General features: G+C 44.3%; 22 protein-coding genes, 1 tRNA gene and 1 pseudogene. 6 read left to right on the forward strand and 18 right to left on the reverse strand.

What is annotated here, in order from left to right:
• Nucleotides 1-2: 2 nt before the first annotated feature.
• The 4 genes and pseudogenes from L3V36_RS14520 to L3V36_RS14535 form a co-directional block, all read right to left on the reverse strand.
• On the reverse strand, nt 3-596 hold the full coding sequence (locus L3V36_RS14520; protein WP_017095020.1) for an ECF-type sigma factor: 594 nt from the start codon (nt 594-596) through the stop codon (nt 3-5).
• Between the two features lie 166 nt (nt 597-762).
• Nucleotides 763-1,198, reverse strand: a pseudogene (gene tnpA, locus L3V36_RS14525) (IS200/IS605 family transposase).
• 106 nt (nt 1,199-1,304) lie between these two features.
• Nucleotides 1,305-2,576 carry a serine/threonine-protein kinase gene (locus L3V36_RS14530; RefSeq protein WP_069595456.1) on the reverse strand — a complete coding sequence of 424 codons (1,272 nt, stop codon included), beginning with the start codon at nt 2,574-2,576 and terminating at the stop codon, nt 1,305-1,307.
• Between the two features lie 231 nt (nt 2,577-2,807).
• Nucleotides 2,808-2,884, reverse strand: a tRNA-Arg gene (locus L3V36_RS14535).
• 210 nt (nt 2,885-3,094) lie between these two features.
• Here L3V36_RS14535 and folD point away from each other — a divergent pair.
• Nucleotides 3,095-3,952, forward strand: coding sequence for a bifunctional methylenetetrahydrofolate dehydrogenase/methenyltetrahydrofolate cyclohydrolase FolD (gene folD, locus L3V36_RS14540; protein WP_004734180.1), 858 nt, complete (start codon nt 3,095-3,097; stop codon nt 3,950-3,952).
• 155 nt (nt 3,953-4,107) lie between these two features.
• On the opposite strand, the gene L3V36_RS14545 is transcribed toward folD, so the two are convergent.
• The 5 genes from L3V36_RS14545 to L3V36_RS14565 form a co-directional block, all read right to left on the reverse strand.
• Nucleotides 4,108-5,922: a sodium:proton antiporter gene (locus L3V36_RS14545; protein WP_108189797.1), complete on the reverse strand. Its 1,815-nt coding sequence runs from the start codon at nt 5,920-5,922 to the stop codon at nt 4,108-4,110.
• 215 nt (nt 5,923-6,137) lie between these two features.
• Nucleotides 6,138-7,337 (reverse strand): NupC/NupG family nucleoside CNT transporter, encoded by a 1,200-nt coding sequence (locus L3V36_RS14550; RefSeq protein WP_102445067.1) that lies wholly within the window; start codon nt 7,335-7,337, stop codon nt 6,138-6,140.
• A 205-nt stretch (nt 7,338-7,542) separates the two neighbouring features.
• A complete protein-coding gene (locus L3V36_RS14555; protein ID WP_004734177.1) occupies nt 7,543-8,463 on the reverse strand; it encodes a LysR family transcriptional regulator in 921 nt (306 codons plus the stop codon).
• 170 nt (nt 8,464-8,633) lie between these two features.
• Nucleotides 8,634-9,632: a lytic murein transglycosylase gene (locus L3V36_RS14560; protein WP_208774947.1), complete on the reverse strand. Its 999-nt coding sequence runs from the start codon at nt 9,630-9,632 to the stop codon at nt 8,634-8,636.
• 30 nt (nt 9,633-9,662) lie between these two features.
• Nucleotides 9,663-9,953 (reverse strand): YcgL domain-containing protein, encoded by a 291-nt coding sequence (locus L3V36_RS14565; RefSeq protein ID WP_017084079.1) that lies wholly within the window; start codon nt 9,951-9,953, stop codon nt 9,663-9,665.
• 221 nt (nt 9,954-10,174) lie between these two features.
• Between L3V36_RS14565 and minC the strand changes: the two genes are divergently transcribed.
• From minC to minE, 3 genes are read left to right on the forward strand one after another with little or no spacing between them, the layout of a single operon-like run.
• Complete coding sequence (gene minC, locus L3V36_RS14570) at nt 10,175-10,837, forward strand: septum site-determining protein MinC (protein ID WP_017084080.1); 663 nt, start codon at nt 10,175-10,177, stop codon at nt 10,835-10,837.
• Nucleotides 10,838-10,858: 21 nt separating this feature from the next.
• Nucleotides 10,859-11,671 (forward strand): septum site-determining protein MinD, encoded by an 813-nt coding sequence (minD, locus tag L3V36_RS14575; RefSeq protein WP_009848498.1) that lies wholly within the window; start codon nt 10,859-10,861, stop codon nt 11,669-11,671.
• A gap of 6 nt (nt 11,672-11,677) precedes the next feature.
• Nucleotides 11,678-11,941: a cell division topological specificity factor MinE gene (gene minE / locus L3V36_RS14580; protein WP_010436847.1), complete on the forward strand. Its 264-nt coding sequence runs from the start codon at nt 11,678-11,680 to the stop codon at nt 11,939-11,941.
• Between the two features lie 113 nt (nt 11,942-12,054).
• Here minE and rnd read toward each other — a convergent pair whose 3' ends face one another.
• The 8 genes from rnd to L3V36_RS14620 all read right to left on the reverse strand — a co-directional run bounded on the left by rnd (nt 12,055) and on the right by L3V36_RS14620 (nt 20,168).
• Nucleotides 12,055-13,173, reverse strand: coding sequence for a ribonuclease D (gene rnd / locus L3V36_RS14585; protein ID WP_032500282.1), 1,119 nt, complete (start codon nt 13,171-13,173; stop codon nt 12,055-12,057).
• Nucleotides 13,174-13,315: 142 nt separating this feature from the next.
• On the reverse strand, nt 13,316-15,010 hold the full coding sequence (gene fadD / locus L3V36_RS14590) for a long-chain-fatty-acid--CoA ligase FadD (protein ID WP_004734190.1): 1,695 nt from the start codon (nt 15,008-15,010) through the stop codon (nt 13,316-13,318).
• A 106-nt stretch (nt 15,011-15,116) separates the two neighbouring features.
• Nucleotides 15,117-16,073, reverse strand: a complete 957-nt coding sequence (locus L3V36_RS14595) for an alpha/beta hydrolase (protein ID WP_102459147.1) — start codon at nt 16,071-16,073, stop codon at nt 15,117-15,119.
• Between the two features lie 47 nt (nt 16,074-16,120).
• On the reverse strand, nt 16,121-16,681 hold the full coding sequence (locus L3V36_RS14600; protein WP_208774946.1) for a Slp family lipoprotein: 561 nt from the start codon (nt 16,679-16,681) through the stop codon (nt 16,121-16,123).
• A 39-nt stretch (nt 16,682-16,720) separates the two neighbouring features.
• A complete protein-coding gene (locus L3V36_RS14605) occupies nt 16,721-17,026 on the reverse strand; it encodes a chromosome partitioning protein ParA (RefSeq protein ID WP_208774944.1) in 306 nt (101 codons plus the stop codon).
• A gap of 91 nt (nt 17,027-17,117) precedes the next feature.
• Nucleotides 17,118-17,819, reverse strand: coding sequence for a tRNA (adenosine(37)-N6)-threonylcarbamoyltransferase complex dimerization subunit type 1 TsaB (gene tsaB, locus L3V36_RS14610; RefSeq protein WP_004734194.1), 702 nt, complete (start codon nt 17,817-17,819; stop codon nt 17,118-17,120).
• Between the two features lie 59 nt (nt 17,820-17,878).
• On the reverse strand, nt 17,879-19,807 hold the full coding sequence (locus tag L3V36_RS14615) for an ATP-dependent DNA helicase (protein ID WP_017079482.1): 1,929 nt from the start codon (nt 19,805-19,807) through the stop codon (nt 17,879-17,881).
• Nucleotides 19,808-19,967: 160 nt separating this feature from the next.
• Entirely contained in the window at nt 19,968-20,168 is a 201-nt protein-coding gene (locus tag L3V36_RS14620; protein ID WP_208774942.1) for a hypothetical protein, read from the reverse strand.
• A gap of 282 nt (nt 20,169-20,450) precedes the next feature.
• On the opposite strand from L3V36_RS14620, the gene purU reads away from it, so the two are divergent.
• Complete coding sequence (gene purU / locus L3V36_RS14625) at nt 20,451-21,284, forward strand: formyltetrahydrofolate deformylase (protein WP_017093523.1); 834 nt, start codon at nt 20,451-20,453, stop codon at nt 21,282-21,284.
• Between the two features lie 307 nt (nt 21,285-21,591).
• On the opposite strand, the gene L3V36_RS14630 is transcribed toward purU, so the two are convergent.
• On the reverse strand, nt 21,592-22,188 hold the full coding sequence (locus tag L3V36_RS14630; protein WP_208774940.1) for a VOC family protein: 597 nt from the start codon (nt 22,186-22,188) through the stop codon (nt 21,592-21,594).
• 350 nt (nt 22,189-22,538) lie between these two features.
• Between L3V36_RS14630 and argS the strand changes: the two genes are divergently transcribed.
• A complete protein-coding gene (gene argS / locus L3V36_RS14635) occupies nt 22,539-24,272 on the forward strand; it encodes an arginine--tRNA ligase (protein ID WP_017088029.1) in 1,734 nt (577 codons plus the stop codon).
• The last annotated feature ends 71 nt before the right edge of the window (nt 24,273-24,343 follow it).

Consider the following 24,343-nt stretch of genomic DNA (forward strand, 5'->3'; position numbering starts at 1 on the left):
AGTTAAGCCGCCAATTTATTGTGGAGCCAGCTCTTAGCAAATTTGAGATCTTTCTCAATCAGGCTGTGGCTACAATCTAATAGTTCACAGATCTCTTGATGCTTTAGGCCAATGTAATATTTTAATTTCAGCACATTAGATTGTCGTGGATAGCGTTCCGTAAAATCCATCAATGACTTCTCTAACTCAATGCGTTTATCAAGGGGCAGGTATTCAATCGAAATTGCATTTTCTATGCGCATTAAATTGCCCTTTTTTCTTTTATCAGCCTTCAACGCCCAAGAGTCATTAATGAGAATATGCTGCATAGCTTTAACGGACATCAAAAAAAAATCTCGCGTCCCTTCTATCTCACCCTTCCCAACGGAGCCAATCTTCAAGTAAGCCTCATGAGTCAATGTCGTCGTAGAGCTCGTATCTATCAAAGGCTCATTAAATACCTCTGCACATTTATAACGTCGTAATTGAGCTAACTCTTTAAGCCGATAGTAAGCAAAACGATACAATTCAGCTTCAGACTGCTTGCAACCATGTTGCCATTGGTAAATAAGAGTAGTAAGCCCCTTGTGCTCCTGAATTTTTTTTATGGTCGACACAATTTAACCTTTTAAAACAATTAAATGGGAAGTCACAACAAGTAAACCAATAGGTTCATGTCTTCTGTGGCAATCCAAGAATCGAATAATTCCTCATCCAAAAAACATCCGGCTTCTTAGAAGCCGGTTTTGCTTTATAACCCCCAAGAAGGGGGCGTCCGCGCTATCAATTCTTCAATAACTGCAGTTGTTGTTCATACTCTATGTCCTGTTTATCTTGATGTCGTACATATCGCCGAATGACTTCTTCATTCACACCAACCGTATCTGCAAAATACCTCTAGCCCAAAAGTAATTTCCCCACAGTTTCTTGCGTTTATGTGGGGATTTATTGAAAAGTCTAATTGCTATTCGACCCTTTAAAACTCCTAACAAACTCAAGACTGATAACTTGGGAGAAACAATGACAGAAAGATGAACATGATCTGGTTGAACATTTAACTCTAAAACCTCGCAGTCTTTCACATTGCACAAGATATGGATTGAACGATAAAGCTCCTTTCCACCCTTATCTTTCAAAATCTTATATCTGTACTTTGGGTCAAAACTATATGGTATTTGCAACGCCAATAGACATATGATGAATTTCTGTAATCGCCCATATGGTTGTTTCCTCTTACTTGTGATGAATAAGAGATTACTTCTAACATGAGCACTTCTCGAGGCCATAGCCTCAAGCAACAATCACCACCGACTAGGGCGGTGGTTTTAAGGAACTACTAAACCGTCACGATCATTTGAATTAACGTCTTCAACGTAAACGTCTAGGTCAACGATATTCAGATTTCGAGAGTGAATAATTTCATCCCAATCAAGTAAGGTATGGCTTGATGGGTAAGCCATTGATGTGACATCATATATAACCGAATCAAGTTGCAATTTTTGATCACTAAGATTGTGCGTCTCTATAGAGAAAGCCACTAAAAATGCGGTCAATATCGTAAGAAAGAAAGAAAAATACACGGAGGTGGTAGGATAACGTTGAATAAACTTAATCACTTTATGAACGTTATTATTGTTACGATAATTTAATGGATAACAACGCCTTACATTTTCGATATCATTTGCTAAAGCACGAACACTTTGATATCGACGAGAACGGTTTACGTTAGTCGCATGTTGATGTACTCGAATTAAATCTCTAGACGCTATTTTATCTGGAAACATCTTCTGTAGGATCCGCCCTAAAGAGAACACGTCAGACCTTTCATCCAAACTTTCACCTGTGAGTTGTTCTGGACTAGCATAGATTCGACTTACCGCTTTAATTGAGTTGAGTGAGTTATCAGGCGAACAACTAAGAGTTTGAGTAAGATTGAAATCAATAACCTTAGGTTCTCCATGAGCATTTATGAGTATATTTTCAGGTTTTAGGTCAGCATGTAGAACTTTCAACTCATGCGCATACTCAATAGCAAGGCAAATATCTCGAAATAACGTAAGCTTTTGGTCATAAGAAAGTGAATTAGTAGACAGATATTCATCGAGTAAACAGCCATCAACGTACTCCATTACTATATAAGCAACTCCTTTATGAAGACCTGCGTCATAAACCTTCGTAATATTGGAATGATTGAGGTTTGCCATGATTTGAGCTTCGTTGAAAAGTTTGTCTTTGCCTAAAATATTAAACGCTTCGGCGTTAAAAAACTTAACTGCGTAGTTATGCTCAAACAAATGGTCACGCCGTGAAGCAAAATAAACCATCCCGAAGCCACCTTTACCTAGTTCATGTCCAATAAGGTAACGATCATCAACTATTTCGTTTTCAAATGATTGAAACGCAGGCACCGAAGAGGATAAATGGATATCTAACAATTGAGTCAAACACTGTTGTTCATATGACAAAAGTAAATCGGAAACTCTTCGAGCCATTTGCGGTGAAACATGGCTTAGCTCCGAGAGTCTTGACTGCCACTCTTTCGGATCCATATCAATCATGCGATAAAAAACTTGGGTACTACTGAGGTCTGAATTCATTTCTAGTGCCAGTAACAATTGCTACTCATCTTATATAATACAATACCAACCTACTTACATAGCCTAGAAATGAATTGATACAATTCGCAATTACCAGAGATAAATTAACCACAAATATATTGATAGTAAAAATACTTCTGGGATTAATGTATCGTAGTTCGATAAGAAAGAGGGATCTCTGAAATGCAAAAAACCCGACAACTCAGGGAGTTATCGGGTTTCTTTAAATAGTGGTACGCCCTGAAGGATTCGAACCTTCGACCACCTCCTTAGAAGGGAGGTGCTCTATCCAGCTGAGCTAAGGGCGCGCTACAGGAAAGGATTATACGAATTCGAATCAGTAAAGCAACGGCTTTATCTAACATTCTGATCCAAGTGAGTAAAAAAAGGGCAATAAGATTATAAGTGTTGGAAAATAGAACAAAGCAAACGTTTGCTTGATGGTAATCAAAAAGATTTTCTGGAATAATGCGCCAAAACATCAGCCACTAACTTGAATATCAATACTAAGGAAATTCATGACTGCTCAAAATATTGATGGAAAGCTAATTTCTCAAACGGTTCGCTCTGAAGTAGCGGCACGTGTAAAAGCTCGTACTCAAGCTGGATTACGTGCCCCGGGCCTAGCGGTTGTTTTAGTGGGTGAAGACCCGGCATCTCAGGTTTACGTTGGCAGTAAACGCAAAGCGTGTGAAGAAGTTGGTTTCGTCTCGAAATCTTTTGATTTACCAGCAACTGCCACCGAACATGAATTGCTAACGCTAGTCGATCAACTCAACGAAGACCCAGAGATTGATGGCATTCTAGTTCAACTGCCTTTACCTGCTGGTATCGATACTACTCACGTTCTTGAGCGTATCACACCTGAAAAAGACGTTGATGGCTTCCACCCATACAACGTAGGCCGTTTGGCTCAGCGCATGCCTAAGCTGCGCTCTTGTACGCCTAAAGGCATCATCACGCTGCTTGACCGTTACAACATCGATTTACGCGGCAAGCACGCGGTTGTTGTTGGTGCATCAAACATCGTTGGTCGCCCAATGACTCTAGAACTGCTTCTAGCAGGTTGTACGACAACAACATGCCACCGCTTCACCAAAGACCTTGAAGGTCACGTACGTCAAGCAGACGTTGTTGTAGTTGCCGTTGGTAAGCCTAACTTCATTCCTGGTGCTTGGATTAAGAAAGGTGCTGTTGTGGTCGATGTTGGTATCAACCGTTTGGAATCTGGCAAGCTCGTTGGCGACGTTGAATACGATGTGGCTAAAGAGAGCGCAAGCTTCATCACACCAGTTCCGGGTGGTGTAGGTCCAATGACAGTGGCGAGCCTAATCGAGAATACAATGATCGCTTGTGAGCAATTTCACTCGAAATAGTCGGCAATGAGAGCTTAGGTAGTAATACCGGTGGCATGAATTGCCTCGCCCTAGAGCAAAATTAGAAAGCCGCAGCGTGAAAACGTTGCGGCTTTTTCGATACTGAGCTATTCGTTTTTGATACAAAGCGACTCGCTTTAAATACAGAGCACTCACTACTTATCTGGAGTATCGATACCTTCAATTTCTTCCGAAGGCGGCAATAAACTAATAACCTGACACTCCGTTGATATGAGTTTTTCCAAATCAGAACCTTGCGTCACTAAACGGAAATCACCGCCAGTAATCACACCCAATGGAATCGCTTTAGGATACAGCGCGTTAAACTCATTAAGGTCAAATGCTTCGGTCAAACCCGTGCTCTTAATTTGGCTACCTTGAGCCATCAAGGAGTTAAGTTTGGAATAGGTAACCCCTTCTGAAAACAGGCTTCTATTGCCATCACGGCTCACCTGATGCCTTTCATGTTTATTTTCTGATGATTCAAGTTCAAACACCTTATTTTCACCAAACTCATCTTGATAATGCATACTGACTAATGGGTTGGTTTGACGATAAGGCGAGACGATCATCGCGCGCCCTATTCCGTCCAATTCCAGATTATTTTCAGCATGGCTCGAAGCTGGATTACCGAAATAGACATTCAAGTTGTCCATGCGCGCTAAGCGAATGCTCTCCCAGTTGGTATCAGCAAGCACACTGTTGATGTTGTGTGTCGCCAGCACTTTGGCAAACTGACGTGAAAAATGAGTCGCACCAAAGAAGATAACCCCTTGCGCTTTCTCTTGCGTCACACCCAACCTTCTTGCCCACCAACTCGCGGTTAGGCTCTGAATCACAACCGTGCCTATGATGACCAAGAAAACCATTGGCACCAGTAGGTCAGCCCCTTCGATTAATTGCTTCTCTTGAAGCTTGATTGCAAATAGAGAAGAGACTGCAGCAGCAACGATCCCGCGAGGTGCCATCCAGCTCAAAAACCATTTATCTGCTGAAGTAAGATCCGTGCCGATCCCGCTGATCCACACACTCAGAGGACGAGCCACCAGCATGACGACCGCTAATAAGCCAATTCCGCCCCAACCTATTGAGAGGAAAGTCCCTGAATCAAGCCTGCTCGCTAACAGAATAAACAACGCAGAAATGAGTAACACAGTCAGGGTTTCTTTGAATTCAATAATGTCTTCGAGATCCAAGCCTTTCACATTGGCGAGCCAGATACCCATGATGGTCACGGTTAATAAACCGGACTCTTCACTCAGATCATTTGAAAATGAGAACGCCGCCAGCATTAATGTCAGGACCGCCACGTTACGCAAATAGTGCGGAACCCAATGCCCTTGCAGCATCTTGGCAATCAAATAGCCACCGATGATCCCTAAGCCCAAACCAATGGCTAAAGTCAGCCCCAACGCCGACAGAACATGACTTGTAGGATCGGCTGAAGAGACAATGTATTCGTAAACGAGAACGGCAAACAGAGCGCCAATCGGGTCAATCACTATCCCTTCCCAGCGCAAGATACTGCCTAACGAAGATTTGGGTTGAATGCTGCGCAGCATGGGAACAATCACCGTTGGGCCAGTCACCACGACTAATGCAGCAAACAGCGCCGCCAATGGCCAACTGAAATCGACAAAATAATAAGCCCCCACCACGATGCACGCCCATGTAATCAACATGCCGAAACTCACTAAGTGCGTCACCATGCGGCCATGGCCTCTGATTTCTTTGAAATTAAGAGTCAATGCACCTTCAAACAGAATGATGGCGACCCCTAATGAAATCAACGGGAACAGTACATCACCAAAAATGGCATCAGGATTAAGGATCTTTAGACCGGGACCTAATAGCAGGCCAACGATAAGCAAAGGAAGAATAGCGGGAAGACGCAAACGCCAACCAAGTAGCTGACAAGCCAAGGACAAGAGTCCAATTAACGCCAAAGAAGAAGTGATCGACAAATCCATTTGTGCCCCTAAACATTTGTACCACACCCTGTGGTACAAACTTATTCACTGAAATAAGAAAGCCTACGTTCTTACACTATAGGCTCTCTTTATCATACTAAGCGAATATTATTGTGGTTAATCAGTCACTTTACTATAGGGAGAGCAAAGCCACGATTAGCTAACTGGGTGGTTATGGCCCAGTTAGAAAGTGCTTATAAGTCACCAATAATTACTTATAGAGAAAGCACCACACCCGCAATCGCTGCGCTCATTAGGTTGGCAAGCACACCCGCACAAATCGCTTTAAAACCGTATTGTGAGATGAAAGAACGACGCTCTGGAACTAAGCTGCCCAAACCGCCAATCAGAATTGCCATAGTAGAGATATTTGCAAAACCACATAGCGCGAAAGTAACGATCGCTTTTGAGTGCTCACTCAGTGCGTCTTTTACGTCCATTAACTGGATGAAAGCCACAAACTCGTTCACAACGATCTTGTTACCGATCAGCGAGCCTGCAACCACAGCCTCAGACCACGGCACACCGATCAACCATGCAACAGGTGCAAACACATAACCTAGGATAAGTTCGAAGCTTAGGTTTACGCCAAACCAGCCACCAACAATGCCTAACAAGCCATTCAGCATTGCTATCACACTGATAAAGGCCAGAAGTGTCGCGCCCACTGCAACGGCAATACGGAGTCCAGACATAGCCCCATCTGCCATTGCCTCAACGACGTTTGTTGCTCGTGGAATTTCAACGTCAGACTCAATATTTTCTTGAGCCTCATCTGCGTTACCTGGTACCAAAATCTTGGCCATCAATAGACCAGCAGGTGCCGACATAAACGCTGCAGCGATCAGGTAGTTCAAATCAACACCAAGCGATGCATAACCCACTAACGTACCACCAGCAACAGAAGCCAAACCACACACCATCACGGCAAACAGCTGTGAATCCGTCATGTGCTTCAAGTAAGGTTTAACCACCAATGGCGCTTCGATCATGCCAACAAAAATATTCGCAGTAGCAGACAGTGACTCCGCACGGCCTGTACCTAAGAACTTTTGCAAAGCACCGCCGATTAGGTTGATCACCTTTGGCATAAAGCCGATGTGATACAAACCTGAAATCAATGCAGAGAAAAAGATAATGATGCCGAGAACGTTAATAGCGAATACAAATCCGTTATTCGTTAGGCCACCAAATAGGAAGTTAATCCCCTCTTGACCGTAGTTGATCAAACTAGACACTGCACCAGTAGCTGCATTCAGCACTTCTTTACCCATTGGCACATACAGAACCAGTAGGGCGAATGAGATTTGCAGTAAGAAAGCCAAAGAGACGGTTCTTAGCGGGATATTTTTTCTGTCCGTAGATAGTAACCAAGCGGTTACTAAAATAGTGATAATTCCAAGTAGGGAAGCCATGTGCGTCAACCTAAAAGTTGTAGGTAGGAAAGGCGACGCATTCTATAGAGGAAATCGTTTGCGGCAAGTTGAGGTTGTTAATGTGATGTTGGTTGAATCGCTCTTTAATAGTCCCTTCCACTAAGCCATTGAATTTTAATAATTAACTTTGATTAAAAAACACACTTTTTCCATGTGGAAATTATATTTATAGATTGGGAAACAGTTAGCGGTGCAGTTCAACGCAGGTTTTGAGGTTTTTGTCCCAATAAGTCGGCGATCCGATATGATCTTTGATGAACTCAATCACTGCTGAAAGCTTCTTCGGCATGTTCTTTCGGCTCGGATACACGGCATAAAATGGCATCAGCTGACTTGCTCGCCATTCCGGTAAAACTTGGATGAGCTTGCCCGTTCTAAACTCTTCTTTGACTAAGTAAGTCGCTAGGTAAGCAACGCCCCAACCTGATACTGCCGCGTCTCGTACCGCTTCAGCCAAATCCACCGAATAATCGCCCGCCACTTTAACACTGAGATTTTCTTGGCCGTTATCAAATGCCCATGAAGTGTAATCACGTTCACGGCTGCGGTAGATGAGGCAGTTATGGTCAATTAGATCAGATGGCACGTGTGGAGTCCCGGCCTTAATCAGATAATCCGGTGATGCGGCCACCACAAACTGGCTGTCGGCTAGGCGCTGCGCAATGTAACCTTCAGGCAGGTCTTCATTGTTGGTGATCCAGAGATCCAAGCGCTCCTCAATCATGTCCACTTTGTAATCGAACAAATGCACTTCAATTCTCAGCTGAGGGTAAAGCTGTCTAAGCTGGTCAATCGCTGGAATAATATGCAGTGTGCCAAATGACTGAGACAAGCCTATACGGAATATTCCAGAAATGTCGTCACGCTGGCTATCCATGTCCATTTGAGCCGCTTTCACCGTATTGAACAGCTGCTCACAATGCTGATAGAACACTTCTCCAGCTTCGGTTAACGTAAGGCTGCGTGTGGTTCTTTGTACTAACTTGATACCTATCGAATCCTCGAGCAAAGCAATTTGTTTACTGATGTGAGATACCGACACATTCAAGCTTTTTGCTGCACTGGTAAAGCCTTCATGCTTGATTAACGCATGGAATATCACCATCTGTGCGGCTCTATCTGTTAGCACAAAATCACCTTCTTAACTCTCTGAAATATAAAATAAAAAGGACTCCGAAGAGTCCTTTAATCTGTTCTGCCTATAGTAGGCTAAATGCTATTCAAAGCGACCTAGTTCTATTACTCAGATTAAGTCTATTAATCAAATTAGGTCAATTAATCAAACTTAATTCTGTCTGCTAGGTGGCTGACAGCCAAAGCAAAGTAGTAAGAACGATTCCACTTCATTAACACATTGTAGTTGTTGTAAATGAGGTACGAACGACCCGTTTCATCGTCCGGCATTATCAACCAAGCTTTGATGTCTTCATCAAGTGTAGGCAGTAGGCGATCGTCATAACGCTTAATACCGAGTTCAGACCACTCTTTTAGGTATTTCGCTTTGTCTTCGTCTCGACCTTGCATCTCAATAGACACGGTTGATGGAACGTGAACCTGACGCCCCCAAGTATATTTGTCATCCCAACCCGATTGACTGAGATAATTCGCCGCCGAAGCAAACACGTCTTCTTCGGTACCCCAAATATCTTTCTTGCCATCACCACTGCCATCAGCGGCGTAAGCTAAGAATGAGCTTGGCATAAACTGAGGTTGCCCCATCGCGCCAGCCCAAGAGCCTTTCATCTCTTTTGGTGCAATATGGCCTTGATCAAGAATCTTCAATGCCGCCATCGCTTCGCTACGGAAGAAGGCTTCTCTGCGACCTTCATAAGCCATGGTTGTTAGAGCATCAATAACACTGTAATTCCCCGTGAACTTACCAAAATTACTCTCTACACCCCACAGAGCGACAATGAATCTTGGTTGAACACCATATTCATCACCAATACGCTTTAACGCTGTGTAGTGTTTCTTATAGAGTGATCTCGCCTGCTTCACTTTCCAGTCAGGAACCGCACGTGGAATGTATTCATCCAGAGTCAGTTTCTTTTCAGGTTGGTTTTTGTCGGCTTTTACCGCTCTTGGCTTAAACGTCACACCATCAAAAGCTTCATCAATGATCGCTTCAGAAATACCTTCTTCACGACCTTGTTGCTTTAGTTTTTCTACATATTGCTCAAAGCTAAGCTCTTCAGCTTGAACTGAGCCAATGGTCAGGCTATTACCCAATAGTAATGCCGACACAGCCAATATGGTTTTCGAAAATTTACTCAACGATCACTCCTCCTTGAATTGAGGTGGCTATCACTCTTCGTCTTGACCTTTTTTTTGAGCTTTACGCTCTTTATGAAGCTCAAGTTCGTTAACTGGTGGTGGCGGAACCTGCAAAAAGAAACCATCGGTGTTCAGTGATTCTCTCACTTTATCGATGTTCACTTGAGCCAGTTTACGGCCGTCCATTTTAATTACCATTACAAAACTAGGTTTACCAAACATTTGCATCAATGCGTCAGGAACTTGTGAAAAATCATCCTTCTTAGGGATATAAAGGTATGTTCCTTCTTTCTTTGAACTTTTATATATAGAACACAGCATGACAAACCTTTTTTAAATGTTTATGACTACAAAACTCTCACTTGCGAGATCAATAGTTTATGTTAGGGAAATATTGGGAACAAAACGTTCATTTGACAACAAGATTACTTGCTGTGCTTGGTTTGGGAATATAACATGATAAACCTAGTTTCAGGCAATGCCCTTTATTTTATTGATAAAGAAATTGTACCAATCCGCTATTGAGGTCCTGTAGTTTTTCGATGTCTAGTAACCCAGATCTAAAAGGTAGCAGTTTCACGCTATCTGTTTTGCACTTATCCGATGATCAAGTCGAAAATGCAGTGTCTTTTCTTCAAGAGAAGGTAGACCAGGCACCCACTTTTTTCGCAGCTGCGCCTGTTGTTATCAACATTAGCAAAGTCGCGGGCGATATAGATTTCGTGCAACTGAAAAATGGTATATCTCAAGCGGGCATGATCCCGGTTGGTGTGGCAGGCTGTTCAGATAAACGCATGCAAAACTTAGCCAGAGATGCAGGTTTTGCCGTGATGACAGCAAGTAAATCACCTTCTCAAGCTCCGGCGAAGATGGCCCCGATAAAAGTGGTGAGAACCCCGATACGTTCTGGTCAGCAAGTGTATGCCAAAGACGGTGATTTGCTGATTCTTAGCCACGTAAGCGCGGGCGCAGAAGTAATTGCCGATGGCAGCATCCACATTCATGGCACTTTACGTGGCCGTGCAATTGCAGGTGCAAGTGGTCAAACTGAAGCAAAAATAATTTGTAATGATTTACAAGCCGAGCTGGTATCCATTGCAGGAAATTACTGGCTCAGCGATCAAATTGAAAGCGAGTACTGGCAGAAGAAAACCATGTTCAGTATGGCAAACGATGTATTACACGTTGATGTCCTCGCAATATAAGAGAAATAAAAGGAAAACAGAATGGCACGCATTATCGTTGTAACATCGGGTAAAGGCGGGGTAGGCAAAACGACCTCCAGTGCAGCTATTGCCTCGGGTCTGGCTTTAAAAGGGAAGAAAACCGCAGTCATCGACTTTGATATCGGTCTGCGTAACCTAGATTTAATCATGGGTTGTGAGCGTCGTGTTGTGTACGACTTCGTTAATGTTATCAATGGTGAAGCGACGCTGAACCAAGCGATGATCAAAGACAAGCGTACAGAGAACCTGTTCATTCTTCCTGCTTCTCAAACTCGTGATAAAGACGCACTAACAAAAGATGGCGTTCGTCGTGTGTTTGATGAATTGGATGAAATGGGCTTTGATTTCATCATCTGTGATTCTCCTGCGGGTATCGAGCAAGGCGCTCTGATGGCGTTGTATTTCGCTGATGAAGCGATTGTGACGACTAACCCTGAAGTCTCTTCTGTACGCGACTCAGACCGTATTCTAGGTATTCTTGACTCTAAATCTCGTCGTTCAGAAGACGGCTTAGAGCCAGTGAAAACACACCTTCTACTGACTCGCTACAATCCAGCACGCGTAACTCAAGGTGAGATGCTCAGTGTGGAAGACGTTGAAGAAATCCTGCACATCTCTCTACTGGGCGTGATTCCAGAGAGCCAGGCAGTACTGAACGCATCGAACAAGGGTGTGCCAGTTATCTTTGACGAAGCAACCGACGCAGGTATGGCTTACAATGATACTGTAGAGCGACTACTGGGTAGCCAAGTGGACTTCCGTTTCTTAACGGAACAGAAGAAAGGCATCTTCAAAAGACTGTTCGGGGGCTAATACGCAATGTCATTATTAGAGTTTTTTAGACCACAGAAAAAGACAACCGCAAACCTAGCCAAAGAGCGTTTGCAGATCATTGTTGCCGAGCGACGCAGCCATGACGACCCTGCACCATCATACTTACCGCAACTGAAAGAAGACATCTTGAAGTGTATTGCGAAGTATGTGGAAGTCGATCCATCAATGGTTGATCTGACTTTCGAACACAAAGATGACGACATCTCCGTATTAGAGCTGAACGTTAAGCTTCCAGAAGAAGATCGATAACTAGAGCCTGAGCTGTGCTTATCAATACTCAATAAAAAAGAGAGCCTAGGCTCTCTTTTTTGTGTCTGAAACTTTTATCTCTGCAGCATTCGTTGCTTACTGAAGATATAAGGTTATTTGATTGCTTTATTTAGCTTCTCACCAACCACGTCTAGGCGCCAACCTTGCATTACATCAGGCAGCTTCTCTGGATTACGATCGTACTTCCAAATCCAGCTTAACACTTGATTAAGTTGCTTCTTCGATGCCAAAAACTCAGTCGCTAAGCCACTGTGTTGCGATGCTGTTTTCACTTCATCTTTCAACACTTTGAAGAGTTGCTTGTAACCTGGGTAGTCCATTAGACGTTCTACTGGCGCTGGGTACTCTTCTTCTGGCGTATGCTCAGCTAATTTCACGATTGAGCTGATCTTCGCACCATGGCGACGCACAGAACGGTAATCAAACCCTTCCTGCTCCATATGCTTAGGATCTTTCATCGCGAAACGCGCTACTGCCCATAAGTCTTGCTCTTTAAAGACAAAGTTCAGCGCTAAGTCACGCTTAATCGCTTCTTTTAAACGCCAAGTTGCTAGCGGTCTTAAAATAGCTAGCTGCTGAGGCTTTAGCTGCCACGCGCCTTTAATATCAAGGTAAGCGTTATCTGGGTTTGCTTTGCGGATGCGCTTAGCCACTTGTAAATCAGACTCTTGTTGCGCCGCTTCCCACCAGCCCGCTTCCATCACTTTTTCTAGAAGCTTGTTGTACATTGGCATCAAGTAGTGAACGTCTGCTGCTGCGTAGTCGAGTTGCTTTTGAGAAAGCGGACGCGCTAGCCAGTCGGTTCGAGATTCACTCTTATCTAGGTCAACACCTACAAACTCAGAAACTAGAGCCGCAAAGCCAGTTGAAAGACCATGACCTAAGAAGGCTGCCATGATCTGCGTATCAACCATTGGTGTTGGCGTACAGCCAAATGCGTTCTGGAATACTTCTAGATCTTCGCCACACGCATGTAACACTTTCAGTACTGAAGTGTCTTTCAACAGCCCAACAAACGGGGTCATTTCATCAAGAGCAATAGGATCAATCAGTGACAGCGTTTCACCATCAAATAACTGAATTAAGCCTAATTGAGGGTAATAGGTTCTTGTACGAACGAACTCTGTATCAAGCATAACAACATCGGCTTCACGTGCTTGTTGGCAAACTCGCTCAAGGTCTTTCACTTGGGTAATGATTTGATAATCCACAAAAACTCTCACTGATTTTACTTTGATCGCCGGATACAAAAATGCCGACATTAACTGTCGGCATTCTAACACCATTTTTCAGCGCTCGCTTAGATTAAGCGCCTGAATGGTTTCGGGGGCTAATTTCTCGCAAACCCGTGCATTACTCGCTTGCGCGTTTGGCAAGCTCTGCGTCGTTTTCTTCACGAAGCACTCGGCGCAAGATTTTACCTACATTGGTTTTTGGTAGTTCTTCACGGAACTCAATCAATTTAGGGATCTTGTAGCCAGTTAGGTGTTCACGACAGTGCGCGATAATGTCTTCTTTGGTTAGGCTAGGGTCACGTTTCACAACGTAAATCTTAACCAGCTCACCAGACACCTCATGAGGTTGGCCGATAGCCGCAACTTCTAACACTTTGCCATGCAGAGCCACAACATCTTCAATCTCGTTCGGGTAAACGTTGAATCCTGACACAAGAATCATGTCTTTCTTACGGTCTACGATGTACAGCAAGCCTTCGTCATCAAACTTAACGATATCACCAGTCGATAACCAACCGTCTTGGTCGATCACTTCTTTGGTCGCTTCTGGACGCTGCCAGTAGCCTTGCATCACTTGAGGACCACGAACCTGCAATTCACCCACTTGGTCATTGCCAACCACTTTACCTTCATCATCAACAATACGAACTTCTGTTGAAGGTACTGGTAGGCCGATTGCACCTGTGTAGTCTTTCAGATCATATGGGTTACCCGTGACCAAAGGAGCACATTCGGTTAAACCATAGCCTTCAAGTAGGTGGACACCTGTCGCTTTCTTCCATTGCTCAGCAACAGCGCGTTGAACCGCCATACCACCGCCAACAGATAAACGCATGTTACTGAAGTCCAACTCGTGGAAATCTTCGTTATTCACTAACGCATTGAACAAGGTGTTTACGCCAGTAATCGCGGTAAACGGAACCTTTTGCAGCTCTTTAATAAAGCCAGGAATGTCACGAGGGTTAGTAATCAGAAGGTTACGGCCACCCATCTCAACAAACAGTAAGCAGTTCACGGTAAGAGCAAACACATGGTAAAGCGGCAATGCCGTTACCACCAATTCACGGCCTTCTTGCAGTACCGGGCTATATGCCCCTTTCGCTTGCAGTACGTTCGCAATCATATTGCGGTGCGTTAGGATTGCGCCTTTCGCTACGCCCGTTGTACCACCCGTGTACTGTAGGAATGCGATGTCATCGCCAGCCATAAATGGCTTCACATACTGCAGGCGACGGCCTTTATGCAGTGCTTTTCGAAATGAGATAGCACCCGGCAGATCGTACTTAGGCACCATGCCTTTTACGTATTTCACTACGAAGTCGACAATCGTACCTTTTGCTCTTGGCAGCATTTGCCCAAGGCTGGTTAGTACAACGTGTTTAACCGGTGTTTTATCAACGACTTTTTCTAGCGTGCTCGCAAAGTTAGAAACGATAACAATCGCCTTTGCGCCAGAGTCATTCAATTGATGTTCAAGTTCACGAGGCGTGTACAGTGGGTTGACGTTCACTGCAATCATACCTGCACGCAGTACACCAAAGAGTGCAATTGGGTATTGCAGCAGGTTTGGCATCATCAGCGCGACACGATCGCCTTTCTTCAGTTTTAGATCATTCTGCAGGTAAGCAGCAAAAGCACGACTGCGCTCTTCAAGCTTACGGAATGTCATGATAGACCCCATGTTCTCGAATGCCGGTTGGTCTGCGTACTTCTGTACTGACTGTTCGAACATTTCAATAAGAGATGGGTACTGATCTGGGTTGATCGTCTCTGGTACGTCACTTGGATAACGTGAAAGCCAAGGTTTGTCCACTATGTTACTCCTCGTTTATCAGCTGACGACTGCTTCGCCGCTTTTTATCATTGCGGTATTACAGCACAGCTTTAGTGCATGAGCACTAAAAGGCTCAAACACTTGTTTAAATTTTGTTAACTACACCAAGAATTAGCTCTGAAACTAGCTCTGGGCTCTCTAAATGGCAATGATGTCCGCCAGGAACAGTCTCTATATTCAGAGAACTATGGGCTGATTTGTAGCGATTATGCTGCAAATGTCGGAATCCATCATTTCCTAAAACTATTAATTGAGGGCATTCAATAGCCGCCATGATCGCTTCAGCATGCGCTTGTGACATTCGATATAACGAGTCACATTTTAGGTTAGGGTCGCATCGCCATTGCCAAGAGTTATCGAACTCGGCAATACCTTGATCTACAGTCGCTTGACTAAGAGCAACTTGATCTACAGTCGCTTGATCAAAAGCAGCTTGAGTAACAACAGTCCGATCAACATTACTTAGCTCAACGATTCCTCGTTCAACAATAGGAGCAATGAGTTCTGCTTTGATTTGATTGGCGTGAGCTCTCAGCTTAATAGCATCCTCAAGACTTGCCAGAGGACGTGAAGGCTTTCTTCGCTGTCGAAGACGACTGAGTACCCCATCCCTCAAACGAGAGACTGTTTCGTGGGGAGCTTCTGAAAGAGGTCCGTGACCTTCAATTTGGATTAATCCTGACACCTTTTCAGGAAAGGCGGCACTATAACAACTTGCGATCAATGCACCAAGTGAATGTCCTACCAGTACCAGTCTGTTTGGCGATAATTTAGTCACCAACTGATGCAAATCATCAATATAGTCGTGAAATGGGTAATAACTGCCCGGTTTATGCGACGAGAAACCGTGTCCGAAGAGATCAATAGCAACGAGGTGAGTATCTGGAGAAAGCTTGGCTATTTGCGGCATAACCTGAGTGAAACTTGCAGAATTATCTAGCCAACCATGAATAAAAACGACCGTCGTTGCGGTCGTTTTCGGGTTGCCAATCTGTTGTGTTGCAAGCGTCCCGCTCGCAAGGGAATATGACTTTTCAATCATTGATTGTATGGTGTCCCTATCGTTTAGTGTGTCGATTTCAGGTTCAACTATTCCACATCTTGAATCACACGGCCTGACTTAGGCATGGTTTGAAAGCTGCGACAATGCAAACTGCGGCAAGAGTAATAGGTTGGCGCCAAATCGTTGATGACCACTCGCTCGGTGATCTGCCATAAACGTTGGTTGTAGACATTCATTACTGGGAAGGTATAAGGATAATCACCAACGGTGCCATCTTCAGTGCCATTTGATGTTCCAACCAAGGTGATTAAACGGCCTTCAGCAAAGCTCAAAGGTTCTACGTAACCATCAATGTAACCAACAAAACGCCCTTTTGGCTCGGCATCAATATCTGGCTTACCGCTGCTTGAGATAGGTAAGTTAACCACTTCAACACGAGTCTTATCTTGTAAGTTAGTGACTTTAGCTATCACACCACCTAAACGAACGTCACCAGCGTCTGGCACCGTGTTTACCCACTCTTGGTAGTCAGTTACCACCTGTTCAGAGTTTGCATTAAGTTCTTCTGGTAGAGATGAGCAACCCATCACCATCGAAGAGAAGGCGACAAGGAAAAATAAGCGAGATTTAGAAATGAGAGAAAACATAATGCTGGTCCTTAGAAAAGGATAAATGAAAGCACAAAGCTAGATATAAATATCGACCCCAATAAGCTTCGCAAGTTCCTCTTTTTTAGCTTGATTCATCACGTCCATATACTCTTCCATCGCACGTCGTCCACGCCCTTCTGGAAGATCATATTGAACCTGAGCTTTGTGAATCTCAGATTCTTTGACTTGGCGAATCGAATGCGAGACAGCATTCGCGACCTTAGTTGGCTGACCAACTGAGGTTTTTGCATCGCCTTTGTTTACCTCGTTCTTTTTGTTGGTTCGATTGGTTTTGGATGTATTACCTATCGAAGAAGGAGGTAAGCCGTTTATTGAAACCATGCTTAAAGAGTTTATTACCTGATGTTAATGATTGTGTATCTGTTTTTATTTTGGCTCTGCAAAGTGAATGCAAAGCCAAAATAATACGTATTTATTCTCGACCTGGCAGTTTTTTCCACGTCACTTTATCTCGAAGATAAACAGGCTCAGACTCTTCTGCTGCAACCGCTTTACCTTCTGCATAAGCAAATTGAGCAAGGAACGCCATGTCTTGAGCTTCTGGAAACAGGACTTCACACGCTTTGGTGTTAATCGCTAGTGTGTCCATGTGCTCTGCATACGCTTCCCAACCGGTGCCGACTTTTGCCCATGTCTCAGAATCCGCTTCAAGCTGCGCAGCTAATTCGCTTGGAGGCGTGACACATTCCGCATCAACCGCAGTCCAACGACCATCATCTTCACGGCTGTAACGAGCCCAGTATACTTCACTCATACGCGCATCAATCGCTGTAGCTACGTGAGTTTCACCAAATTTACGGTAGCTGCCTTGCGCCATCGCTGCCAGTGTAGATACACCGATCATCGGTAAATCAGCACCAAAAGCCAAGCCTTGAGCAATACCGATACCAATACGCACACCCGTGAAACTGCCTGGGCCTTGGCCAAACGCGATTGCGTCAATATCGGTTAAAGCGACATTCGCTTCTTTCAGTACTTCATCAACCATAGGTAGAATTTTTTTCGTATGGTCTCGAGGAGCCTCTTCGCTACGTGCGAACACCTGGTCACCCATTACTAGTGCAACTGAACAGTTTTCAGTTGCGGTATCTACTGCAAGAATTTTCGCGCTCATTCGTGTCTCAAATATTCGTTATCTAATCTAAAAATAATGGCTAAGCTCAACAATGCCAATTACTCAGCAGCGGTTGAATGGTCTTTAGCTAAGAATTCTTTAATGATCCCTAAGTCACGGGTACGTGGGATAGGCGGTAAACTCGCCAAAAACACACCACCGTAATCGCGGGTCACCAAGCGGTTATCGCAAATAATTAAAGCGCCATTATCACGTTTATCACGTATTAATCGGCCAACACCTTGTTTCAAGGTAATCACTGCGTCTGGTAACTGTACTTGTGCAAAAGGATCACCCCCTTTTAGCTTACAGTCCTCGATTCGAGCCTTAAGTAACGGGTCGTCTGGGGCGGTAAAGGGCAATTTATCGATGATAACACAGCTTAATGCGTCGCCCCTAACATCTATACCTTCCCAGAAGGCGCCAGTGGCCACCAGCAATGCGTTACCTAATTCCATGAATTCGGCTAAGGTTTTTTGCTTACTTGTCTCACCTTGTAGCAGAACTGGAACCGAGAGCGTTTCACGGAATCGCTCCCCCAACTCTTTCATCATGCTGTGTGAGGTGCACAAAAAGAAACAGCGACCTTGGTTTTGCTCAATCACAGGGGTCAACATTCTTACTAGCTTATCCGCTAAGCCTGGGCTATTTGGTTCGGGAAGATAGCGAGGCACACACAAACGCGCCTGATTTGGATAGTCAAACGGGCTTGGCAGTGAAAACTGTGCTGACGGTTTTAACCCGAGTCGAGAGGTGAAATGGTCGAAATCATCCGACACCGCTAGCGTTGCTGAAGTAAACACCCAAGCACCCGGTTTAAGCTCGATTTGTTCGTGGAATTTATCGGCAACCGAAAGAGGCGTGATGTGCAAAGCAAAGTGTCGTGGCGTGGTGTCATACCAATAAGAATAACCGGTAATCGACACGTCACATACACGTTCAATGCGCGATTTGATCATAGTGGCACGTTCAAAAGCCGTGTCTAATAACTGGCTTCGACCCAATGCTAATTTCAATACATCCACAGCCAGTTGCAACGCATCTTGTAAACGCACGAGCTCTCTTGCAATCGACTCTGACTTCAATGCTTCACGCCAGTTACCACGAAAGCCGGTGTCGCCGAGCACAATGCGTAAATCGGCGGCTGATTGAATGAGCCTCTCGCCAACCTTTTGCAGCTGCCGCATGTCTTTGGCTTCAGTGCGGTAAGCGATTTCAATGTCTTTGGCTAGCTCTTGGATCTGTCGACTGGAAACCGATTGTCCGAAGTACTGACTGGCGATATCGGGAAGTTGGTGCGCTTCATCGAAGATAAACACATCGGCTTCAGGTATCAGCTCACCAAACCCAGTTTCTTTGATCGCTAAATCTGCGAGAAACAAGTGGTGGTTCACTACAACAACATCGGAGTCCATCGCTTTTTTACGCGCCTTAAGCACAAAGCAATCAGTGTAGCTTGGGCATTCTTTGCCTAAGCAGTTGTCGTTAGTCGAGGTAATGGTTGGAATAACTGGGCTATCTTCAGCAATATCATCGCAATCACCTAAATCGCCAGTTTGAGTCGCTGACGACCAGCTGCGCACTTTAACCAACTGAGCTAACAGCGTTGGATCGGTATGAGTGCCATGACTTTCGATCATCTGGCGACTGAGCCTATCTAAACACAAATAGTTTGAACGACCTTTCAGCAGAGCAACCTGACCATAAAAGCCAAGCGCATCGACCATTAATGGTAAATCACGATGAAACAACTGCTCTTGAAGGTTTTTAGACCCCGTACTAATGATGGTTTTCTTGCCACTCAGCAGCGCCGGTACTAGGTAAGCAAACGTCTTACCGGTACCTGTCCCTGCCTCAACAACCAATTGGCTTTGTTGCTCAATAGCCTGTGAGACCGCTTCAGCCATGTCCAACTGAGCTTGTCGTGGTTGAAACCCAGGGATCGCTTTACCCAGAGCACCATCAGCAGAAAACGTTTTAGATATCATAGAGTACGTGATTTAGAAAAATAGAAGGCGAATTATGGCAGGTTTAATGAGCCGGTGCGAATCAGAAATGACTGCGCACCGGAGGTGTCTATCGAATAGAACATGGCAGGCTAAGTCTTGTTAACCAACCTAGCCCAAAACAAATGAAGGGGTTGTTTAACTACTTGCGATTCAAATAACGAGATAACCAAGGCGCACCAGAAAAACCGGAATCACTTGGTTGCATAGCTGTAGCAGCATCAGTCGGAGAAGCTTTGCTTTCCCACATTTCATCAAGAACGTTGCCGTCCACCTGAACATCACCAACTAATGAATTTACACGCTTACAATATAACTTTTTCGCTAGTAACTCTTTATCCATAAATGATCACCTATGCATGGCTGAAATGTTGGCTCGCTCTAGTGGAACTTGACCGAGAATGTCGGTTAAAACCGTCAGAAATCTAACCTCTACCTGAATTTATTAAGCCTCTCAATTTATTAATCCCCTAAATGAACGGTAGATTTTGTTGAAACCAAATTGATAATAGATTAATTATAACGGTGATATTGCGGCTCAGTTCACCGTTCGACGGCCTGCATTAAATTTTGAAGAATCCCGATTTCATATAATAAGTGCAACATTCACGGAAGTAAGATGCAAATGGAAAGAAAAACTTTATTAACACATTGTACTGACGCCCCAGGCCTCATCTCAAAGATCACCAACATTTGTTATAAGCACCAACTCAATATTATTCACAACAATGAGTTCGTCGATAACACTAGTGGCCACTTCTTTATGCGTACCGAGCTAGAGGGTTACTTCAATGACGAAACCTTGCTTGCCGATTTAGACCAAGCATTGCCAGAGAATGCAAAACGTAAGCTGATGGGCTCTTCTCGTAAGCGTGTCGTGATACTCGTGACTAAAGAAGCGCATTGCCTTGGCGATATTCTGATGAAGAACTTTGATGGCAGCTTAGATGTCGAAATCGCGGCGGTGGTTGGCAACTACGATACTCTGCAAAGCTTAACCGAGCGTTTTGATATTCCTTATCATCATGTTTCTCACGAAGGATTAAACCGTGAAGAGCATGAGAAAAAGATGCTTGAAGTGATTGACCAGTACGAGGCGGACTATCTGGTGCTTGCTAAATACATGCGAGTATTGACTCCGGGGTTTGTTGAGAAGTACAACCACAAAATCATCAACATTCACCACAGCTTCTTGCCAGCATTCATTGGTGCTAAACCATACCAGCAAGCTTATGAGCGCGGCGTAAAAATCATTGGCGCAACAGCGCACTTCGTGACAAACGATCTCGATGAAGGCCCAATCATCAAGCAAGACGTAATTCCAGTGGATCACAACTTCAGCGCAAAAGACATGGCTCAAGCCGGTCGTGACGTAGAGAAGAACGTGTTGAGTAAGGCTTTAAACAAAGTGATCAATGATCACGTGTTTGTTTACGGTAACAAGACTGTGATTCTGTAAGTCGGATATCGATTTCCGGTAAAACTTCCAGTTAGAACCCAATAAAAAACGCGCAACAGGGTTAACCCATTGCGCGTTTTTTTGTATCTGGTTATTAGACTAGCTTTTAGAGATTCCTGATTACGCTCCTTCGTCGCTATCGGGAATGACGAATTCGGCAAGAACCTTCTAACTTTAGACTCTGACATACGCCCTCGAACGCTCAGTCAGCATCTAAAGATAGACCTGGCAAACACCATCAAACACCCCGTAATTCCGACGAGCCTAGGCGAGATCAGAAATCTACCCCAGCTATTCTCTGCTCAAATTAAGCCTGTTCTGACTCAACAATCTTCTTCAAAGAGTGTGGATGCAACTTAATACAAATGCCTTGATGTTTAAAAGCCACCGTTGGGTTATTCAAACGTTCACCCTCACCTTTCGGGCTAGACAGTTTTATCTTAACGCCTTGCTCTGCCAAAGTTTCAAACTTAGCAGCGAACTGCGGGTAAGTCTCTTTAAGATCCGCCAGATAATCATCAGCCGTTTGCGCGTGAGAAGGAATCACAAACTCGACATGTTCCCAATCTTGGCTTGGATAAATTTTACCTTCTGCTGGATATGGCAACTCTAAGCACTCAATCTTCCAACCAAGGCTTTGCAATGGCTCATCGAAAGCCAACACCACAATTGGACGGCCATTGATCATCGCTTCTGAAATTGTAGAGCCATATTCAGACCAAGCCAGATGTGCTGATTTCGCAAGCTCAGTTTCATTGATTCTTAATGCAATATGATCCGCTTGAGCAAAGCTTAAATCTAAACCCAGTGCATTTCCTAGGTTCTCAATTTTCTCCATAAACGTATCAAGGCGCGCAATCATTTGTTGTGGTTCTAGTTCGGCTTGCTTCAGGCTCATCGTCATTGTCTTTGTTCTCCAAATAATGGCTGCATGGTATCAGTTTTACTTTCAGCAACAAGCGTTGCTTTTACAAAAAAACGTTCAAAAAGTACGGTGTCTTACTTTCCTAAATAGACAAACCTGGCTTGGTCAAAGTCGATTGTCAAAAACCCCTCAGGAAATGTTAATTTTCTATCAATTCGACCTATAAGAAACCCCACAAAATTGGTATGATTAACGCCATTTTTGTGAACTTAAACAGAGTCTGTTGTTCATTTCGGCATTAAATCGTTAACTCGAAGCATAATTAACCAAATTTAATACCCACGAAATAACGGCCACTCTTATTCATCCTTGAATTGAAGGAAACGCGTGTGAATATCCAAGCACTGATTAATGACAAAGTATCTCAGGCTCTAGAAGCCGCTGGCGCACCTGCAGGCTCTCCTGCGGCTGTTCGCCAATCTGCAAAACCACAATTTGGTGACTACCAAGCAAACGGCGTTATGGGTGTTGCTAAACGACTAGGCACTAACCCACGAGAATTTGCTCAAAAAGTATTGGACGTTCTAAACCTAGACGGTATCGCTTCTAAAGTTGAAATCGCAGGTCCAGGTTTCCTAAACATCTTCCTAGATGAAGCATTCTTAGCACAACAAGCAGACGCAGCACTGGCTGATTCTCGTCTTGGTGTTACAGCGGCTGAAGCACAAACAATTGTTGCTGACTACTCAGCACCGAACGTTGCAAAAGAAATGCACGTTGGTCACCTACGTTCAACGATCATCGGTGATGCTGTTGTTCGTACATTAGAGTTCTTAGGCCACAAAGTTATCCGTGCTAACCACATTGGTGACTGGGGTACTCAATTCGGTATGCTTATCGCAAACCTTGAGCGCATCCAAGCTGAAACTGGCGAAGTTTCAATGGAACTTTCAGATCTTGAGCAGTTCTACCGTGAATCTAAAAAGCTTTACGACGAAGACGAAGAATTCGCAGTGAAAGCACGTGGCTACGTAGTGAAACTGCAAAGCGGCGACGAATACTGCGCTGAAATGTGGAAAAAGCTAGTTGACGTAACCATGGTTCAAAACCAACGTAACTACGATCGCCTGAACGTATCACTGACACGTGATGATGTAATGGGTGAAAGTATGTACAACCATATGCTTTCAAACATCGTTTCTGACCTACAAACACAAGGTCTAGCAAAAGAGTCTGACGGCGCACAAGTTGTATTCCTAGACGAATACAAAAACAAAGATGGCGACCCGATGGGCGTTATCGTGCAAAAACGTGACGGTGGCTTCCTATACACCACCACCGATATTGCCTGTGCTAAATACCGTTTTGAAGAACTGGGCGCAGACCGCGTACTTTACTTCATTGACTCTCGTCAGCACCAACACCTAATGCAAGCTTGGACTATCGTTCGTAAAGCGGGTTATGTTCCTGAGTCTGTCTCTCTTGAGCACCACGCGTTCGGCATGATGCTAGGTAAAGATGGTAAGCCATTTAAAACTCGTGCAGGCGGTACAGTACGTCTTGCTGATCTTCTGGACGAAGCAGAAGTACGTGCAACTCAGCTGATTGAATCTAAAAACCCTGAGCTAGCAGAAGACGAGAAGAAAACCATCGCGAACACAGTTGCAATGGCGGCTGTTAAATACGCAGACCTTTCTAAGCACCGTACAACTGATTACGTGTTCGACTGGGAAAACATGCTGGCATTTGAAGGTAACACAGCACCGTACATGCAGTACGCGTACACTCGTGTTGCTTCAATCTTTGCTAAAGCAGGCATTTCAATGGACTCTCTTGAAGGTGAAATCAAAATCACTGAAGAAAAAGAGAAAGCCCTTATCGCGAAACTTCTACAATTTGAAGAAGCGGTACAGTCTGTTGCTCGTGAAGGTCAACCGCACATCATGTGTAGCTACCTGTTCGAACTTGCTGGTCAATTCTCTAGCTTCTATGAAGCGTGCCCTATCCTTGTGGCTGAAGATGAAACCGTTAAACAGAGCCGCCTGAAGCTTGCTGCACTGACAGCTAAGACTATCAAGCAAGGTCTGTCTCTTCTAGGTATCGAAACTCTAGAGCGCATGTAATTCCCTTCGGGTTACAATGAATAAATAGAAAGGTTGATGTGAGAGCATCAACCTTTTGTTTTATCTAACGT

It is taken from the genome of Vibrio sp. G-C-1, assembly GCF_021728015.1.
GTDB lineage: Bacteria > Pseudomonadota > Gammaproteobacteria > Enterobacterales > Vibrionaceae > Vibrio > Vibrio splendidus.

Excerpts from the sequence above, each read along its gene's own strand:
- purU (WP_017093523.1), top strand. The coding sequence starts at position 20,451 with ATGGAAAGAAAAACTTTATTAACACATTGTACTGACGCCCCAGGCCTC.
- L3V36_RS14615 (WP_017079482.1), bottom strand. The coding sequence starts at position 19,807 with ATGATATCTAAAACGTTTTCTGCTGATGGTGCTCTGGGTAAAGCGATC.
- L3V36_RS14530 (WP_069595456.1), bottom strand. The coding sequence starts at position 2,576 with ATGAATTCAGACCTCAGTAGTACCCAAGTTTTTTATCGCATGATTGAT.
- L3V36_RS14565 (WP_017084079.1), bottom strand. The coding sequence starts at position 9,953 with ATGCTGTGTTCTATATATAAAAGTTCAAAGAAAGAAGGAACATACCTT.
- minD (WP_009848498.1), top strand. The coding sequence starts at position 10,859 with ATGGCACGCATTATCGTTGTAACATCGGGTAAAGGCGGGGTAGGCAAA.
- folD (WP_004734180.1), top strand. The coding sequence starts at position 3,095 with ATGACTGCTCAAAATATTGATGGAAAGCTAATTTCTCAAACGGTTCGC.
- L3V36_RS14595 (WP_102459147.1), bottom strand. The coding sequence starts at position 16,073 with ATGATTGAAAAGTCATATTCCCTTGCGAGCGGGACGCTTGCAACACAA.
- tsaB (WP_004734194.1), bottom strand. The coding sequence starts at position 17,819 with ATGAGCGCGAAAATTCTTGCAGTAGATACCGCAACTGAAAACTGTTCA.
- L3V36_RS14600 (WP_208774946.1), bottom strand. The coding sequence starts at position 16,681 with ATGTTTTCTCTCATTTCTAAATCTCGCTTATTTTTCCTTGTCGCCTTC.
- L3V36_RS14605 (WP_208774944.1), bottom strand. The coding sequence starts at position 17,026 with ATGGTTTCAATAAACGGCTTACCTCCTTCTTCGATAGGTAATACATCC.
- L3V36_RS14545 (WP_108189797.1), bottom strand. The coding sequence starts at position 5,922 with ATGGATTTGTCGATCACTTCTTCTTTGGCGTTAATTGGACTCTTGTCC.
- L3V36_RS14555 (WP_004734177.1), bottom strand. The coding sequence starts at position 8,463 with ATGGTGATATTCCATGCGTTAATCAAGCATGAAGGCTTTACCAGTGCA.
- L3V36_RS14550 (WP_102445067.1), bottom strand. The coding sequence starts at position 7,337 with ATGGCTTCCCTACTTGGAATTATCACTATTTTAGTAACCGCTTGGTTA.
- L3V36_RS14620 (WP_208774942.1), bottom strand. The coding sequence starts at position 20,168 with ATGGATAAAGAGTTACTAGCGAAAAAGTTATATTGTAAGCGTGTAAAT.
- minE (WP_010436847.1), top strand. The coding sequence starts at position 11,678 with ATGTCATTATTAGAGTTTTTTAGACCACAGAAAAAGACAACCGCAAAC.
- L3V36_RS14630 (WP_208774940.1), bottom strand. The coding sequence starts at position 22,188 with ATGACGATGAGCCTGAAGCAAGCCGAACTAGAACCACAACAAATGATT.
- minC (WP_017084080.1), top strand. The coding sequence starts at position 10,175 with ATGTCTAGTAACCCAGATCTAAAAGGTAGCAGTTTCACGCTATCTGTT.